The sequence below is a fragment of the Geoalkalibacter subterraneus genome (genome assembly GCF_000827125.1).
Lineage (GTDB): Bacteria > Desulfobacterota > Desulfuromonadia > Desulfuromonadales > Geoalkalibacteraceae > Geoalkalibacter_A > Geoalkalibacter_A subterraneus.
The window spans coordinates 2,123,823-2,141,789 of sequence record NZ_CP010311.1; the positions used below are offsets into that span (position 1 = coordinate 2,123,823).

The following is a 17,967-nucleotide window of genomic DNA, read 5'->3' on the forward strand; positions in this document are numbered from 1 at the left end:
ACCCCATGAAATGCTTAGCCTACAACCCCCAGAAAGGCCGCCTGGAGACGCTTGAGGTGGAGTTCACACCTGAGAACACGACACGGTTTCTGCGTTGCGGCAGTGGTTGCGTCACTGCGATCACCGACTGTAACGGTGGGTTGCTCATCAAGTCGGGCTTCGACCACCCGGTCTACCTGTATGACGTATCCAGAGCGGACATCGGGTACAGCCAGAAAAAGGCCAGAGAGCTTCAGCAGCAAAACATCTAGCAGAGCCGCAAGCGGCGGCGGCAAAAAGTCCCAACAGCCACCGTCGTCAACAGCTCTCAAGAAACGGGAATTTTAATTGTCGCTGACCCGGAAAAATAGTTGACGTTGATCACCTCCGGCTGTTCGGGCTGCAAACGTTTGCGCCAGTAGAGAAAACGGTAATATCCCTCGTCGTTCTGGCGACACCAGGCGGCCATGCTCAGGCCGCTGCGGCGCCAGTCGGCCAGTTTTTCCGTCCACTGTTGTGATAAGGGCGACATGAAAGGACCTCCTCGTTAAAAATCGGTTGAGGAGGCCAGCGTAGCGGGCGGTTGAGCGAGCGGCAAGATGGGCGGATTTGACGGTTACGATGCGCTGATTGTCAAAGAACGAATTAATAACATCATGATCCCGCTGCGGACAATCTGGGACGATGCCTGCAGTGAATATCATTGGAACCTGGCTGATCCTTTTCGAAGTATCGGGAGGCACCTTCCAAGCCCCACACACAATGAACGAGAGATTTTTCTCTATTCGGATTGGAAGCGGGTTCTGGAAAAGCTGGATCCTTTTTACCGTACGGCAGTAGAAGTCATGATCATGACGGGGTTATCTTCGTCGGAAATGGCAGGCCTGCGCAAGACTGATATTAAGGGCGGATACCTGTATATCAGAACATCAGTGGTCAGGAAGATAGAGAAAAACCAGCTTAAAAACGGCTACCGCAAACGGCGAATTCCCATCACCAAGGAGCTTGGCAAACGCCTTGATAGTGCGACGATGAAAACAGAGAGTGAATTTCTCTTTCCATCGAAGCGAGGGAAATACTTCAACGGTGAATCACTCCGCAAAAATGCATGGACAAAAGCGCTAAAGGCAGCGGAAGTGGAATATCGGCACCTCTATTGCCTGCGCCACACCTTTGCAGCATGGTCGCTGACTTTGGGTATGGACCCAAATCGTCTGGTCAGCCTGATGGGGCACGGGACCAAAAAAATGGTCTACGAGGTCTATGGAAAATACGTCGAGGGCCTTGAACATGACCGGGAGGATATTCTGGCCTATATGGGAGAGGATTTCCTGCTTTCGCCCAAAAGAAAATCTCCACTGCTGGCTAAAGCCAATTCAGTGGAGATATCTTTCTGACTCAACTTTCGCAGTGAGTAAAAATTTATAAAAGACTGAAATTATAGAGGAAAAGCATCATCTCTTGTTGTAAAATAGGTTATCGCCAAACAACCTGTCACACACAAGGAGATGATGCTTTGGATCAGATTGTAGCAGAAACCGTTTCATGCCAGAATCAAATTAATTCGTTCTTTGACAATCAGCGCATCGCACTACTACTGAAGCAAAGCAACGTGGCCAAACAGTACGGGATCGCTCCCGTTGTGGTGATGCGGATGATCTTCAGCCTGGTATTCACCGGCAAGAATCTCTTCCGCTACCTCCAGGCGGATGACTCCGGACGTGAGATTGGCAAGGACACCGTTTACCGCTTTCTCAATTCGGTCAATGCCAACTGGCGCAAGTTCCTGCATTTGCTCTGTGCAATTGTCCTCAACAAGAAGATTCTGCCGCTGACATCGACAGACACACCCAAGGTCTTCATTGTTGACGACTCGCTCTACAACCGCAATCGGAGCAAAAATGTTGAACTGCTGGCGCGTGTCCATGACCATAATGATCATCGCTACTACCGCGGTTTCCGACTGCTGACCCTGGGCTGGTCGGACGGTTCAAGTTTCTTGCCGGTTTCATTCAGCCTGCTCAGCTCCGCCCAAAAGAAAAATCGACTGGCGGAAGCGGCTGAGATCGACAAACGAACTAACGGGTTTAAACGCCGCGCTGAAAGCCTGCGCAAGGCTCCCGATGTCCTCATGGATCTTGTGAAACAGGCCCGCGATAGCGGCATCAGTGCCGATTACCTGCTGTTTGATAGCTGGTTCGCTTTTCCTTCGACGATCATCGGCCTTCTTGAACTGAAGCAACAGGTCATCTGCATGCTCAAATCGGCGAAGACCAAATATGGCTATAACGGTTTCGACCTGACCTTGGATGAACTGTACAAGAGCGTTTTCAAACGTCGCGGCCGGGCGAAAATCCTGGCATCGGTCGAGGTTGAGCTGGGGACGAACAGCAACAATGAGACCGTTATGGCCAAGATAGTTTTCGTTCGGGCTCGTGGCGCCAAGAAGAAGTGGCTGGCGCTTTTGTCCACCGATCTGGAGCTCACCGACGAAGAGATTGTCAAACTCTATAAACGCCGCTGGGACATCGAGGTGTTCTTCAAGATCTCAAAGAGCTATTTGCGCTTGGCCAAAGAGTTCCAGAGCCGTAGCTACGATGCGTTGGTTGCCCATACAACGATTGTGTTTGCCCGTTATATCATGCTGGAATTGGCCAGGCGTTCGGCAAAAGACCCAAGAACGCTGGGCAGCCTGTTCCATGCCGGGTGCGATGAGTTGCGGCAAACCAGTTTTGCCGAAGCCGTCACCTTGTTGTTGACCTCGTTGCGGCAGTTGATTAAGGGGTTCGGCGATAAAATCGCGGCACCAATCGCGCAGGCCCTGGACGCATTTTGGGCGCAAATGCCGAGCTTATTGCGAAGGCCGATGCTACTTCCAGCCTGTATTTTTTAAAAGATCAATGTGATATCAAACTATTACGCCGCTTGGAGCGGTGCGAAAGTTGAGTTTCTGATGAAAGCCCGATGAAAGTCAGTCCTTATCGAAACACAAGCGACTGATTTTAAAGAAAAAAAACTGGTGGAGCAAACAGCTCTCGACCACAACTCAGTCTCCGACCCCAATCAACCCTGTAACACATTGAAAACAAAGGGCTTAATATAGGAAGCCGAGTCACGCCCCAAGTTCCCGCCGAGGAAGTAACTTTTCTCCCCCGATTTCCAAGCTCCGGACGAGGATGCTGGGTTTGCAACGCGAGCGAATACCAAGAACAACCTCCCAACGAATCTGATTCGATTCCGAAAACCGGAATCGACCTGGCCTACCTACCCGGCAGTTCCGTACCGCGACTCATGATCTCGATATAGCCCGCATAACTGAACAGGCGGTTACGCTTCCGGGCAGTCAGCTCCTTAACGATGCCGAGCTGTTCCAGGTGGCCGAGTGCCTTGTTGACCGTGGCCGGGGTGATGCCGGTCTTCTCCACCAACGAGCCCGAGGTGGCGATGGGATGCTCCATCAGCGCCCGGTGAATCTGCAGCGTGGATGCAGCCGCCCGGCCGAGACCGCTGATCTTGTCGCGGTCCTGGTTCGAAAGGTCGAGAAGTTGCTGCGCCGTTTCCACCGCCTGGGTGGCGGTGACGATCACCGCCTCGGAGAAGAAGTCGAGCCAGGCTTCCCAGTCACCTGTCATACGCACGTTGTTGAGCAGCTCGTAGTAGTACTGGCGATGTGTTTTGAAATAGAGGCTGAGGTAGAGCATCGGCTCCCGCAGCACCTTCTGCTCGCACAAAAGCAGCGCAATCAGCAGACGACCGAGACGGCCGTTACCGTCCAGAAATGGGTGGATCGTCTCGAACTGCACATGGGCCAGCGCCGCCTTGAGCAGCACCGGAGTCGGTTCCGGCTGGTCATGGAGGAAGAACTCCAGCTTGCTCATGCACTCCAGCACCTCTTCGGCCGGAGGCGGAACGAAGGCCGCATTGCCGGGCCGGGTGCCTCCGATCCAGTTCTGGCTGCGCCGAAATTCCCCTGGTGTCTGATTGCTGCCCCGGCCCTTAGTCAGCAGAACGCCATGGATCTCGCGGAACAAGCGCAGCGACAGCGGCAGCCCTTCCCCCAACAGACGCAGGCCGTGATCGAGGGCGGCGACATAGTTGCTGACCTCTCGCACATCATCCAGTGGTACACCCGGTTCCTGATCCAGCTCGAACAGCAGCAGATCCGACAGCGACGACTGGGTTCCCTCGATCATGGAGGAGAGCACCGCTTCCTTACGGACGTACATGTAGAGGAACAGCGAGGTGTCCGGCAGCAAGGTTGAGACGCTGTCCAGCCGCCCGAGCGCCAGCAGCGCCTGGTCAAACTTGCTGCGCAGCTCCGGGGTCCAGTCGATGGGCGGACGCGGCGGCAGCGGCGCGGGCACGAAGGCCTGGGCCTTCTCACCCACCGTCGATATGGTCACGTATTTGCCTTGGAGTTCTCGCTTCATCCTGCCTGCCTCGAACCTAAAATAAGATTCGCCTTTATTTTACCTTAATAGCATATCCTAAAATAAGGGGTCGGGAAGCAAAAATCAAGCGAAATTCCCGATTGGCCGTTTCGATTTCCTCAGACGAGCGTTCGACGCTGCAACGCATCTGCTAATGATGTCGATGGTTACAAGCTGATTCTTCGCCTGATTTTCCGCGCTTTTTCCCAAAGTCCCAGACCGGACACCCAGGCCCTCCATTTTTCAACCTCCAGTGATGCGTAATTGTTGAACATATACAGTTCTTGCGCCCATACCGTGGGAATGGTAAAGCGCTGAACTGTGTCCGGCACGACCAACGTCCCCTTCTCACGGGCCACCTGTTCCCGTGCCGCTGTTACCATGAAGTGTAGCCGGTTCAGTAAATTGACCTCGCTTGCCCCCGCATCCATGTCGAGTGAAAGCAGATTCAAAGAAGGAAACATCTCCTTGAGTTTATTCTCCATCCCCTTTCCGGTGATGTGATTGGCAATACAGCCGAAGGGCTGGAGACAGACGATGTTGCCGATCCCTTCGTTGAGCATGGTGATCATTTCGGCGGTGAGAAGCCATCCTTCGCCAAACTGGTTGGCCAGGCTGACAACCTCGTCGGTTATTTCAGCCAATTCTCTCAAGTCATGAGCCTTTCTGTAAAAGCGAAACCCCTGCATAACCCGCTCGATTTGATCGATGTGGTATCTTGAGTATATCTCCAGCAGCCTGTACTTGATACGATCTACCAAAGAACGTTTTAAAAAGGCCTTTTGATCATAGGTTTCATTGATAAAGCGCTGGGCGAAAAAACTCTGTATAGGAGGAAGAACCACTTCCACTCCCTGGCCGGACAGCCAGTCGATGATATTTCCGTTGGAGAAAAAGTTATATTTAACGAAAATCTCTCCAACGATCCCGACTCTTGGGACCGTCTTGTCGTTGATCTCAACCAGGTTGAAGTCCGTCACGGCTTTTTTTAGAAGATTGAGAAGATAATAATAATCTGCATTCTCGATGCCTGTCTCCATTTCAAGGAGGTATTTTTCATGCAGGTTTTTGGATGTCCCGGGCACCTTTTCCCTGACCATTGTGGATAGATACATCCTGGCCAGGGGATCCGCGAAAATAATTCCCAGGCCCAGCCTTTTTATCAGCCCCATTTTATCTATTTTAAACCCCGGCTGGGGATTGATTTCCTCATTGGATATAGTGATTACCGGGACCTCATCCAGGCCGGCTGCGGCCAGTCCTTTTCTGATAAGCGACACGTATGAGGATGCCCGGCATTGACCACCGGTCTGGGTCAGAATAACAGCGGTATTTTCAGGATCGTAGCAGCCTGATTGGAAGGCCTTGATAATATCGCCGGCGACCAGGATAGCGGGGTAGCACATGTCGTTGTTGATGGTTTTTAGTCCCCATTCAACCGATACCCTATCCTGGGGCGGGAGGACTTCCACCCGGTAACCCAGGGGCCTGAAAGCAGACGGGATCAGCGGTGAATAAAAGGGGGAAAAATAGGGAGCGATCAGGATTCTCTTTCTGTCTTCTTCCACAACCGCCCGGTCTTTTTTCATTGTGCCGGCCCCTGTGGCCCTCGTTTTACCGTTTTTTTCTTTCACCGCCTCCAGCATGGAGCGCAGTCTGATCCTGACGGCACCCAGGTTGGAGATTTCATCCATCTTGATCAAACCATGGATTTTTCCGCCGTAACGCAAAATTTCTTTGACCTCGTCGGTCGAAACCGCATCCGGCCCGCAGCCAAAAGAGGTCAACTGAACCATTTGGGCATTGGCCGTGTCCGTTACCCACCCGGCCGCCGCGTACAGTCTGTTTGCATAGCTCCACTGGGTCAGGACATTGACATCTTCCAGTGAGACGGCATCTGCATTCAAGGGAACAGCCGTTTCACTGATGACATCCACTCCCAGTTCCGTCAACAGCTGCGAAATACCGTGGTTGATAAGCGGGTCCACATGATAGGGGCGACCGGCAAGAACAACTGTTGTCCGCCCCTCGGCATCCGCCTTGCTTAGCTGCGTCTTCGCCATGGACTTGAGTTGTTTCCTGTAATTCGATTGTGCCGCCATCCCCTTTTCGACACCTTCCGACACCGTCCGGTAATTGATTCCGGACTGCTTGAAGAATAGATAAAGCTGATCCTTCAGCAAATTGAAATCCTTAAAACTGATAACCGGGTTCTCCAGGGGAATCCCGAATTTCCGCTCAGGGTTAACCGCACTTTTCAAAAGGTCGGGATATCCGGTAACCACCGGGCAATTATAAGTATTTAAAGCATTTTCGTATTCTTCCTGCTCATAGACCACGGTAGGGTAGAATATCCTGTCGACTTTTTTTCCGATAAGGTCGAAAATGTGACCATGGGCAAGCTTGGCGGGAAAGCAGATGTTTTCCGACATGACAGTGGCGGAACCCTTTTCGTAAAGTTTGAAACCGGATTCAGCAGAGAGAACCACCCTGAAGCCGCATGTGGTCAAAAAGGCGCACCAAAAGGGAAAGTTTTCATACATGTTCAGGCAGCGGGGGATACCGTAGGTGAAAATCGGTTCGCCTTCGGGTTCCGTGTTTCGCTCAAACAGGAGCCTTATCTGATCATCAATCAGGTTCCTTCCTTTGCGTTGAGCATCCGGATTGTTGCTGAAGCGCCGCTCGCATCGGTTCCCTGTATAAAAATGGTTTCCGTTGCTGAAAGTCAGCTTCAAAACCCTGCACTGGTTTTCACATCCCCGGCAGCGGATTTCCTTTTTTGAAAAACCACTTCCCATCACCAATTTCTCAAAAACCAGGTCGTCGGTCTCCCGTCCCGGCCGATCCGGACCTTTCAGCGCTTCTTGCTGCGGAGCAACGGCCGCCACAACATGCGCACGATGATTGGCAAGGGCTGTCAGGGCCGCACCGTAGGCTCCCATCAGCTCGGAAATATCCGGTCTCATAACCTCCTTGTTCAGAAGCACCTCCAAGGCGCGTAATACGGCTGGATTTCGAAATGTTCCGCCCTGAACTACGATTTTGTCCCCCAGGACATCGACGTCCTTCAGCTTCAGCACTTTGTACAGAGCATTTTTGATAACCGAATACGCCAAACCTGCCGAAATGTCGCCGACCGTCGCCCCTTCCCGAAGGGCCTGCTTCACTTTGGAGTTCATGAAGATGGTGCAGCGGGTTCCCAGATCAAAAGGTGATTTGCTATCGCATGCAATCTCTGCGAATTCCTGGACACTATACCCTAGCGAACGGGCAAACGTCTCAATAAAGGAACCACATCCCGATGAGCAGGCCTCATTGATCTGAATTTCAGCCACGGCGTTGTCATGAATATAGATCGCCTTCATGTCCTGCCCGCCGATATCCAGAATAAAGGATACATCCGGCTCAAAGCGCCGCGCCGCCCGGTAATGCGCCATGGTCTCAACCAGGCCGTCGTCCAACCCGAAGGCGGTTCTTATGAGACTTTCACCATAGCCGGTGGCCGCCGTTCTGGTGATCCGCGGGGCAAAGCCGGCAGAAACAAACTTTTTTCTGAATTCAGCCAGTCCCTTTTTTACCGCCTGGATGGGATCGCCGTTGTTGGGGCCGTAATAGCTCAGAACCAGTTTGCCTTTCTCATCGACAAGGACGATCTTGGTGGTGGTTGACCCCGAATCCACACCTAAAAAAAGATCTTTTCCTTTTGCCTCAGGCAGGTCAATCCTGGGAACCAAATTTCGCTCATGCCTTTTTTGCCATATTTCAAATTCGTAATTGCTTGCAAACAGGGGGGGCAGCCTTTTGGTGCCGCTGTTGGTTGCACGGCTGACACCTCTCTCGGACATGGATAAAAAATTGCTGATCCGGCCCCGACATGGTTTGCCATTGCGCACCATGGCCGCTCCCATGGCGGGAAGCAGTTCCGGATGATCCGGAAGTACCAGGTCATCCGGATGCTCAATGCCGAGCAGATTTGCAAAGGCTTTCCGCAGGATTGGATAAAATGTCAGCGGCCCGCCTCCGATCAGTATTTTTCTTTCCATCTCCCGTCCACGGGACAAGGCGGTTATCACCTGAAGGGCGACCGAATGAAATATGGAAGCCGCCACATCTTCCCTGGATACATGGCGGCTCAGCAGGGCCTGGATGTCGGTTTTGGCGAAAACGCCGCACCGCGACGCAATCGGATAAATATTCGTGGCTTTTCCGGCCAGAACGTTCAGTTCCGCTACATCAACACCCAGGAGAACCGCCATTTGATCGATAAAAGCACCGGTCCCGCCGGCGCAACTTCCGTTCATCCGGATATCGGGGCGGCCACTGCCGTCAAAGAATATTATTTTGGAGTCTTCTCCGCCGATTTCGATAAATGTCCTGGCTTCGGGGAAAAACTTTTCGATGACGTGCGCGGAGGCCACCACTTCCTGCACGAACGGCAGGCCGAAGAATTCGGCCGCACCCATCCCCGCCGATCCGGTAACCGCCAAATCAAGCTCCACGTCGCCAAGTTTCTCAAGGGCGTCATTGAAAATACGCCGTGTTGTTTCCACTGTTTTGCCCTGATGACGACAGTAGCGGAAAAATACCATGCCACCCTCTTTATCCAGGATAACCGCCTTGGCTGTAGTTGAACCGATATCGATCCCGGCAAAATAGAGACTTTCTGCATGGTTCTTCATCTTTTTTCATCTCCCGGTTCCGGATGAACGCAACGGGAGGCCGCCTCTGTGGGTTTGTCTTGTTTCTTCATGCTCAGATAGTCCCTTGCAGAGCAAAAGGTATCCACCAGAGAAACCACCAGCGATTCCATATGGCGCGGCGGTATAACAGTAAGCGGCCACATGTGTTTTTTAATAATATCCGCTTCTTTTTCGGTAAGACCGGTGATGCTGCGGGCGTTCTCAAGAGCGATAGTATGGTGCCGGAAACCGTGCAGCCTGGGTCCGTCATGCAGCCAGTCATAGTAGAAAAGATCGTGCAGCAACGCACCCCGGATAATCGCCCGGGTGTCAAGGGAAAGTCTTTTTCCCCAGCGAAAGCTCAGGCAGGCCACCTCCTCCACATGATCCAATCGGGTTTTCCCCCTGTGATGGTTATACTGCGCCAGTTTTGCAACCTCCGGCAGATCGAGAAGCGGCCTTGCCGTGTTGACGAATTCCGCCTCCATCAGAGTTTTCTCTTCCGGCGTCAGGCGGAGGAAACGCCCGGCTGCAACCGCCAGGAAATCCATCGACATGATTGAGATCGTTGCTCCGGCCACTATCCACTTGAAGACCGGTGAAAGCAGGACGAGCATGCTTTGATAGGGGGGCAAAACGGCATATTCAAAAGCGAAGGCCAGCAGTATCCAGTACAGGGAGAATTTTAGACAGATGTGCCCCCTGTAATTAAATCTTTGGTCCGAATAGTCCCACAGACGGATCTGGAAAAAGTATTGAGCAACCAATCCGGAGCCGAATTCGAGTCCGGTTGTGATTATGAAATAAGCGAAGGCCTTGGTTCCCCAATTGGATTCCTGCAGCAATGAAACCGCTGCCATAAGCATCACTGCGCCGGCACCGTAAAGGATGAGATACGGCCCCTTCAGGAGGCCGGGATTGACGAACCGCTTGTCACGCACGGAACGATAGGAGACCTCCAGCATCCATCCAAGAATGGAAAAAAAGGAGAAAGAAAAGAAGAAGTTTACAACATCGGCCGTCATTTTGCTTTACCCCGGTGAACCAGCGAATACATTAGCGGCACCAGAATCAATGTCACAAGGCCGCTGACCGACAGTCCCCCAATGACCGTGATGCCCAGTGCATTCCATATTTCAGAGCCTTCCCCTCTGGAAAGGGCTAATGGGACCATGCCGAATATGGTGGTCAAACTCGTCATGAGCACCGGCCTCAGGCGTGTTTTTCCGCCCGTGACCACCGCTTCGTTTAGCGTCATCCCACCTGCTCTCAGTTGCTTGGTATAATCCACGAGCACAATGGCGTTCTTTACAACAATGCCCATGAGCATGATTACCCCGATGAAGCTCATCAGGTTGAGCGGAGTGGCCGTGGCAACGAAGGCCCATATCACTCCGGCGAAGGCGAAAGGAACCGAAAACATGATGATGAATGGATCAACGAAATCCTCGAACTCCCCTGCCATGACCATGTAGACAAGGACTATTCCCAGAATCAAAAGGAGGGTCAGGTCGCGGAACGCTTTTCGCTGTTCCTCCACCTCCCCGCCCCATTCGATGGAAACGCCGGGAGGCAGGTCAAGAGAGGCCATCTTTTCTCGAACATCCCGTACCACATCCCCCAGAACCCTGCCCTGGACGCCCGCCTGAACCTTTGTGACGCGGGTCCTGTTTTTCCGGTCGATCTCCACGGGCCCAAAGGTTTCCCGAACAGACGCGACGTTCCGGAGCTTAATGGTCTGACCGGTCAGGGTGGTGATGGGGGTTTCCCCGATTTCACGAATCGTTTCCCGCTGGTCTTTTTTCAGTCGCAACTCGATGTCGAAGTCGTCACCCGCCTCCCGGAACTTCGTATCATCGAATCCATAGTAGTTGGTCCTCAATGCGTCGGCGACAAGCGCCACATTCAATCCCAGGGATGCCGCCTTATCCCGGTCAAGACAAATCCGCACTTCCGGCCGTGGTCTCTTTCTGCTGACAGAGACATCCACTGCGCCGGGTGTGGTTTCCACGATGCGCTGGATCTTTGCGGCGGCTTTGTCGGTCGTCTCGATATCATGGCCCAGAATATCGATGCTGATAGGCCGGCCGCCTCCCAGGAACGCCTTTTGGATGACGCTTACGGCGCTGGCGGAAAAATTCTCAACGCCCGGCAGTTTTATGACCTGCTCACGAAGCTCCGAAGCGACCTCCTTGGCATGGCGACTCCGTTCTTTTTTATCAATGAGACGCCCTCCGATGCGACCGATGCCGGTTCCCTCTTCAAAACCGAGGGCTGTTAAAAATCCTTTCTTGGTCTGACCTGCCAGGGCATAGGAGGCTTCCATTTCCGGAATGGCGTTCACCGCGTTGAGCATTTCTTCCGTGGTTCCGGCCGTGACCTCCACTCGGGTGCCCTGCGCCATCTCCAGGACCACCTCCACTTCCCCCGAATCCACTTCGGGGAAAAATTCCGTACCGACCAAAGGAATCAGTGCCAGACTGCCGATAAATACAATAACTATAAGTGAAAGCAAAATGTTACGGTGCCTTAGTCCCCATCCCAGGACGTGAGAATAACCGGCTTCGATTCCATTCAGCAAACGCTCGCTCCATACAAATACCGGATTGAGCTTTCTTTGATCCCGTGAACGGAGCAAACGGGAAGCAGCCATGGGGGTCAACGTCAATGAAATGAAAAGCGAGGCCAGAATCGTAATCAAGATCATGAACGCCAACTGACCAAAGATGATGCCGGCGATCCCTTTCACTAAGAGAAGAGGGGCGAAGACAGCTACAATGGTCAATGTTGACGCGGCTACCGCCATACCCACTTCGGATGTTCCCTCCACGGCGGCCAACTGCGGAGGCTTGCCATCGTCCACATGCCGCACGATGTTTTCAAGTACGACGATGGCATCGTCCACCACCATTCCCACAGCAATGGCAAGACTCATCATGGAAATGACGTTGATGGTATAATCCATGACGAAGAGGCCGATAAAGGCGACGATAATCGAAAAAGGAATTGCCATTGAGACGACCAGGCTGGTGCGAAACCGCCGGAGAAACAGGAAACAGACGACAATGACCAAAAGGCCTCCGACGACGGCGGCTTCGGTCAAACTATTGATCATCGCATAAATGTGATCTGAGTTATCCAGAATCCCGTGGATTTCGATATCCGCCGGCACTTCGGTCTTCAGTGTCTTGAGGCGATCTTTTATGGCTTCGATCACGTTGACGGTGTTGGTCCCGGACTGCTTCTGAATAATCAAGGCAATCGCAGGAAGCTTGCCGGAACGCGCCCACTCCTGCGGCTCCTCAAAGGCATCGGTGACCGTGGCCACGTCTCTGAGCCGCACAAGCGCGTCGCCGTTGCTTCCGATCACCGTATTTGCGATTTCCGCTGCATCCCGATAGCGCCCCGCCACTCTGATCTGGAGTTCATTCCTCCCGATCTTGACGGTGCCCACCGGAAGGTTCAGGTTTTCAGCGGCGAGAACATTTCTGATCTGCTGGACGGAAATGTGATAAGCATCTATTGCTTCGCGGTCGAAATGCACATTGATCTGTCTTTCCTGACCGCCGATATAGACGACAGCGCCCACGCCGGGCACACGCTTCAACGGATCGGCGATCTGCTTGTCCACAATTCTGTAAAGATCGGGACTGCTTTCTTCCGCCGTCACCGTCATGATGAGCACCGGCACCATGGAACTGCTGAACTTGAAGATAAAGGGGTCTTCCGCTCCATCGGCAAGGTCCGGCTTGGCAAGATCGATCTTCTCCCGGATATCGTTGACCGCAACATCCAGGTCGGTGCCCCAGTTGAATATGCAATTGACGATGGCGATGTTGTCTTTGGACTTTGACTCCAGCCGGTCGAGATTCGGTGTGGTGGAAAGCTGGTCTTCCAGGTACTTGGTCACCTCCGACTCAACATCCGTGGCGGAAGCCCCCGGATAGGGTGTGATGACACTCACGGCCGGAGGTTCAATATCCGGCAACAAGTCGAGGTTGAGCCTGAAAAAAGCCACGCAACCCAGCAATGTAATGGCAGCGAAAACCATAACGGTCGTGACCGGCCTGCGGACGGATATCTCCGGTAATTTCATTTCTGTTCCCCTTGCTTGTCGTCACCGTCAGCTTCAAAAAAGTCGACTTCCGTCTTAAGGTCCCGAAGGCATTTGCTTTGCTCGTGCGAACATATCCTGGCCCAGGCAATAACGCTGATCCAACCTGCTGCGACAAGAGAAAGGATAGCGGCGGTTTTTCCAGGAAAATGGGTTGTGATGGCCCAGATTGCCAGTGCCCCAGATGTGATTCCAACAATCAGCCAGACGAATAGATGGCAAGTGCACGGATCACGATCAGGGACCGGAGGAGAGAACCAAATCCGTTCCCCGATCTCAGTCCGTTCGAATTCTGCGTCATCAAGGTTTGTTTCAATTATCCTGTTCTTGAACTTGACAACGACAATCTTCCTTTCGGGCCGTCCACTGAATGATTCCATTCTTTTTTTCTCGATCACTTCTCCTTTGACCCTCAGAGAACGCAGACGATCAACGAGGCGTTTTTCTTGTAACTGACAAATATTAATTCCCATCTTCCGTCCTCCCCGGTAAAAAACCTCCTGGCAAATCTCTTTTGGCGGCACACTTCCATCTTTCTTTGAGCTGCACCATGGCTTCTCGGTACCCCTCGGCAATGGCCTCCTCGGCCCGATGGAATTCGAGAAAACGAACATCCCCCAGCTTCGGCCGAATCAGCAGATCGGGCGGATCGGTTGCCAATCTTGTTGCGGTGATCTGCACTTCCATAATATTGATTGCAGTCGTCAACACATCAAAGATATTTGGCACGGGGTCCCTTTGCAGCCACTGGCGCACTTGCGATAACGCGGGCGAACCGAATTCGCTGAGCCTGTTGGTCAGATCCTGCGCGATTCTCCATTCTGCGGGCTGGGGCTGAACAACCATACCTGCCACCGATGAATCAACCGGAGCGATGCCGGCGGTACTCCTTTTGTCGATAATGTCATGGTTCAAATCAACAGCGATGACGTAATCCGCTCCCATTTTCCTGACAGCGCTCACCGGCACGGGGTTGACCAGCCCTCCATCCACCAGAAAGCCGCCGTTTTTCCTGACCGGCGTGAAAATGCCCGGAACCGAGATGCTCGCGCGGATTGCCTCTATGAGGTCCCCTTTGTTCAACACGACCTCACGACCCGTGGCCAGGTCGGTGGCAACCGCGCAATAGCGGAGAGGTAATTCTTCAATGTTCATTTCTCGAACATGAGAACGAAAGAAATCGCTGATCTTCTTTCCATCAATGAGTCCCGACCTCGGAAAAGTTACATCCAGGAAGGAAACAATCTGTTTCCAGTCGAGCTGACGGGCAAAATTTTCCAGCACATCCATTTTGCCAAGGGCACATGCGGCCCCTACCAACGAACCAATGCTGGTGCCGGCGACGTACCTGATTTCTATTCCTGCCTCAGCTAGTGCCTGCAATACACCGATATGAGACCATCCCCGTGCGGAGCCGCTACCCAGAGCCAGGCCGATATTTTTCGGAAAACCTGAGCTATCGTCCGACATGTTCACCGCCGTTCTTCTTGAAAAGTTGTCCCCCAGAGTTATCCGTCCCATTCTTGTTCAAAATATCTTGCACGCTTACCTCCATGCCTGACTGTAAACGTCCCGCTCCGCTGGTGACCACTTTGTCATTCTCAACCAAGCCGCCCATCACTTCGGCAAATTGGTCATCCATGGCCCTAATTTCGACCGTTCGCTTATGGGCCTTATTTCCTTCCACCACAAAAACGTAATAGGTGCCGCTGCCGGGGAGGCGTTGCAAGGTTTCACGGGGAACGGCAAGGGACCTTCTTTTCTCTGCCGAAAGCTTCACCCTGGCATACATTCCGTCCACCAACTTCCCGGACGGATTCGGCACCTCGATTCTCATGCGGAAAGTACGCGTCTTTCGGTCCACCAATGGATTGATAACGGTTACTTTCCCTGAATACTCATGTCCCGGGAAGGCGTCTGTCGTGATCAGCGCAACAGTTCCAACGACAATCCGGCCAATGTCTGCTTCCGGCAAATCGACATCCAGGTTCAGAGATGTTTGGTCCACGATTAGCAGAAGTCGGCCGCCGGGAGCGACCGCCTGACCGATTTCCACATTTCTCTCCACGACAGCGCCGCCGATAGGCGATCGGATATCTGCATCCTTGAGATGTTCCAGCGCTGTCTCCAAGGCGGCCTTTGCCTGGTCCCTCTGTGCTCGGGCGTAGAACACCGCTTCCTTGGCGCTTTTAAAGGCCGCTTCTGATGCATCAAAGCGACTTTGCGGAATCACTTTTTCCTTCAGCAGTTCGATTGCGCGTCGGTATTCTTTCTCGGCCTGTTCAAAATGGGCTTCAGCCTGCGGAACTGCTGCTTCCGCAGCTGCTAGCGCCGCCCGGGCCTGCTTGACGCCGAGATCATAGTTTGTTCTGTCCAGTTTTATAACGACCTCACCGGCATTGACGCGCTCACCGATATCAACCAGAACCCGGCTCACCGTTCCTGCCACCTTGGGGCTTAGCGGACTCGTGTCTCGGGCTTTAAAGGTGCCGACGGCGCTGATTTCATCAGCGAATTCGTGCGGGACAACAGATGCGATTGTGACAGGCAACGCCTTGCCCGCCGCGTTCGGATCTTCATCTTTTTGCCATTGCTTCCTGGAAACTTGGACAGCCAAGAACGCAATAACAGCAGCCGCAATAGCAATGGATATATAGACTCCTCTTCGTCTCATTCGGCAGACTCCTTTTCCTTGATATCAGGCGGCTCTATCACCATTACGCCCACCGCTCGATGAAGGGCGGCAAGGGCAACGTTGTAATCAAAAAGAGCCTGTGTGTGATTCGCTTCAGCTCGACTTAAGGCCGTACGAACGTCCAGCACGTCGGTATTTGTGCCTTCTCCTGCCCGGTAGCTGGCTCTTGCCAGGCGGTAAGCCTCCCTGGCTGTCTTCAGTGCACTCTCAGCCGCATCGATATTCTTTTCTGCTTTTCCGAGGTCCAGGAAGGCTTGGCGCACTTCAAGACGAATGCGATCTGTCGTTTTATCTCGCTGGATTTTTACCTGAGCCCGTTGCGATCCCGCCTCTCTGACCTTGGCAGCGGTTTTCCCCCAATTCCAGAGGGGAAACTGCGCCCCTATTCCAACCGTCCAATGCTCTCCGCCTTCCAGATCCCGAAAATCGCCTTCCATATATTCGTAACGCCCTTCCAGGGCAATGGTAGGCAGGTATTCTCCCCTGGCCGCTTTAAGCGCCTGCTCCGCAGCTGCCATTTTGGAATCCATTGCAGACAGTTCGGGACGTTGCGAAAGGGCCAACTCGGTGAGAGACGAAAGATCCGCCCCCGGCCCGGGCGACCGCACCAAGGCTTCCGTCAAACGGACTGATTCTTCAAGGGGCATGCTCAGCAAGTTCTTAAGTGCAGAATATGCCAGGTCGACGGCGTTGTCAGCGCCATTCAGATCTTTGCGGGCATTGGCAAGTTCCGTTCGGGTGCGAAGCAGGTCAATTTCCGGATTCGCCCCTTTCTCCACCAGAATCGCCACGTCATGTTCATGCACATTGAGAAGATCGACGGCCTCCACGGCAACACCTTGAAACGCTTCGGCCAACTGTGCGGTCCGATAAGCGCGTGTAACCTGGAAAACGACTTCCTCTTCAACGGCCCTGTTCTCTTGAGCTTGAGCGTCTCGTGAATACTGGGATGCCTTGCGCGCCGCATTCAATCGCCCTCCCGTGAAAATGGGCTGCCGGATGACGAGCCCCGCCTTGTATTGATCACGATCCATGAAGGTCAATGATTGCGGTCCCATTGCAAAACTCAACTCCTCGTCCAGTCGTGTATAGGAAGCCTCCGCCCCCAAAAATGGGAGCATAGCCGATCTGGCCTGAGTTATCTTTGTATTGGCTTGAGTCAGGGCTTCCCGTGTAAGGCGGATATCGTAATTCTGTTGCAACGCTATTTTCAGGCAATCGCTTAACGAAAGGTGTATATTGCCATCCTTTTCGAGCTTGCGAAGCTCCTCAACGGGAGCAGAGGGACGATTGCCTTCTATTTCCGGCGATTTTTCGGCGATTGCATCGGAATGGCCGTGCAACGGCTCGGCGGCAGCGCTAATAGAAATACAACCCGCTGTCAGCAGCAATCCACCTCCCACCAGAAGCATAACCATGGTGCGAGCTGTTATCCTTAAGGCTTTTTTCATTCGGCCATCACCCCTTTGAGAAACATGTCACTGATCACCGGGGCATTCGCCTTGTATGAATGCCGTTCCGGATCTTCCAGCCAACAGAAGAGAAAAGCGTTGGTGATTCCCTCCAGGGCCACGGCCATATAGTAGGGGTTCAGATCGCGAAGCACGTTTTTGCGAATACCTTTTTCCAGTGTCGAAGCCAGTTGCTCTACCAGTTCGTCATAAAGCTTGCGAATGTCCTGATCGAGACCGGCCTTGATGTTGAAACTCGCACCCCGCGTTTCAGCAAAATAGAGCCGCAACGTGGCAACGTCATCGGCAAAGATCCCCGCTTTAGCGGAAATGTAGTCTTTGAGAATAGTCAGGACGTCACCTTCCCTCGAAAGGACTCCGCTCAGGGTATGATGATATTCCGCTGCCTTTTCCATCATGAGGGCCTTGTAGAGGTGCTCCTTGTTCTTGAAGAATTTGTAAAGCGTTCCGATGGCAAACTCTGCTCTTTCTGCAATCTCGTGCATGGATACGTTGTGGTATCCTTTCTTCGAGAAAAGCTCGAGTGCAGCGGCAAGCATCTGCCGACGATGTCTGCGTTTTTCTCTTTCCCGACGTGGGAGCTTCTCATCTTGCATTG

General features: G+C 53.0%; 13 protein-coding genes. 3 read left to right on the plus strand and 10 right to left on the minus strand.

The genetic code is table 11. From position 1 onward, the window contains the following. Positions 1–5: 5 nt before the first annotated feature. Positions 6–251 (plus strand): hypothetical protein, encoded by a 246-nt coding sequence (locus GSUB_RS09810; protein WP_040199854.1) that lies wholly within the window; start codon positions 6–8, stop codon positions 249–251. Between the two features lie 56 nt (positions 252–307). Here GSUB_RS09810 and tnpA read toward each other — a convergent pair whose 3' ends face one another. Beyond that, entirely contained in the window at positions 308–511 is a 204-nt protein-coding gene (gene tnpA / locus GSUB_RS09815) for an IS66 family insertion sequence element accessory protein TnpA (RefSeq protein ID WP_040200549.1), read from the minus strand. 67 nt (positions 512–578) lie between these two features. Here tnpA and GSUB_RS09820 point away from each other — a divergent pair, with 67 nt between their 5' ends. After that, entirely contained in the window at positions 579–1,376 is a 798-nt protein-coding gene (locus GSUB_RS09820; RefSeq protein ID WP_052464846.1) for a site-specific integrase, read from the plus strand. Positions 1,377–1,495: 119 nt separating this feature from the next. Continuing rightward, on the plus strand, positions 1,496–2,872 hold the full coding sequence (locus GSUB_RS09825; protein WP_040200550.1) for an IS4 family transposase: 1,377 nt from the start codon (positions 1,496–1,498) through the stop codon (positions 2,870–2,872). A gap of 367 nt (positions 2,873–3,239) precedes the next feature. Here GSUB_RS09825 and GSUB_RS09830 read toward each other — a convergent pair whose 3' ends face one another. The 9 genes from GSUB_RS09830 to GSUB_RS09870 form a co-directional block, all read right to left on the minus strand. Further along, positions 3,240–4,409 carry a Fic family protein gene (locus GSUB_RS09830; protein ID WP_040200551.1) on the minus strand — a complete coding sequence of 390 codons (1,170 nt, stop codon included), beginning with the start codon at positions 4,407–4,409 and terminating at the stop codon, positions 3,240–3,242. 167 nt (positions 4,410–4,576) lie between these two features. After that, on the minus strand, positions 4,577–9,088 hold the full coding sequence (locus GSUB_RS09835) for an acyl-CoA dehydratase activase (protein ID WP_040200552.1): 4,512 nt from the start codon (positions 9,086–9,088) through the stop codon (positions 4,577–4,579). Continuing rightward, the gene (locus tag GSUB_RS18070; RefSeq protein ID WP_011367012.1) at positions 9,085–10,113 is read right to left on the minus strand and encodes a putative ABC transporter permease; all 1,029 of its coding nucleotides are present in this window, start codon (positions 10,111–10,113) and stop codon (positions 9,085–9,087) included. The genes GSUB_RS09835 and GSUB_RS18070 overlap by 4 nt, the downstream gene beginning before the upstream one ends. Next, positions 10,110–13,184 (minus strand): efflux RND transporter permease subunit, encoded by a 3,075-nt coding sequence (locus GSUB_RS09845; RefSeq protein ID WP_011367011.1) that lies wholly within the window; start codon positions 13,182–13,184, stop codon positions 10,110–10,112. Before GSUB_RS09845 ends, GSUB_RS18070 begins: the two co-directional genes overlap by 4 nt. Beyond that, the gene (locus GSUB_RS09850; RefSeq protein WP_011367010.1) at positions 13,181–13,675 is read right to left on the minus strand and encodes a hypothetical protein; all 495 of its coding nucleotides are present in this window, start codon (positions 13,673–13,675) and stop codon (positions 13,181–13,183) included. Before GSUB_RS09850 ends, GSUB_RS09845 begins: the two co-directional genes overlap by 4 nt. After that, complete coding sequence (locus GSUB_RS09855) at positions 13,665–14,672, minus strand: patatin-like phospholipase family protein (protein WP_011367009.1); 1,008 nt, start codon at positions 14,670–14,672, stop codon at positions 13,665–13,667. The genes GSUB_RS09850 and GSUB_RS09855 overlap by 11 nt, the downstream gene beginning before the upstream one ends. Further along, the gene (locus tag GSUB_RS09860) at positions 14,659–15,876 is read right to left on the minus strand and encodes an efflux RND transporter periplasmic adaptor subunit (RefSeq protein ID WP_040200554.1); all 1,218 of its coding nucleotides are present in this window, start codon (positions 15,874–15,876) and stop codon (positions 14,659–14,661) included. Before GSUB_RS09860 ends, GSUB_RS09855 begins: the two co-directional genes overlap by 14 nt. Continuing rightward, positions 15,873–17,348, minus strand: a complete 1,476-nt coding sequence (locus tag GSUB_RS09865) for a TolC family protein (RefSeq protein WP_011367007.1) — start codon at positions 17,346–17,348, stop codon at positions 15,873–15,875. Before GSUB_RS09865 ends, GSUB_RS09860 begins: the two co-directional genes overlap by 4 nt. Continuing rightward, on the minus strand, positions 17,345–17,965 hold the full coding sequence (locus GSUB_RS09870; protein ID WP_011367006.1) for a TetR/AcrR family transcriptional regulator: 621 nt from the start codon (positions 17,963–17,965) through the stop codon (positions 17,345–17,347). Before GSUB_RS09870 ends, GSUB_RS09865 begins: the two co-directional genes overlap by 4 nt. Positions 17,966–17,967 lie beyond the last annotated feature (2 nt).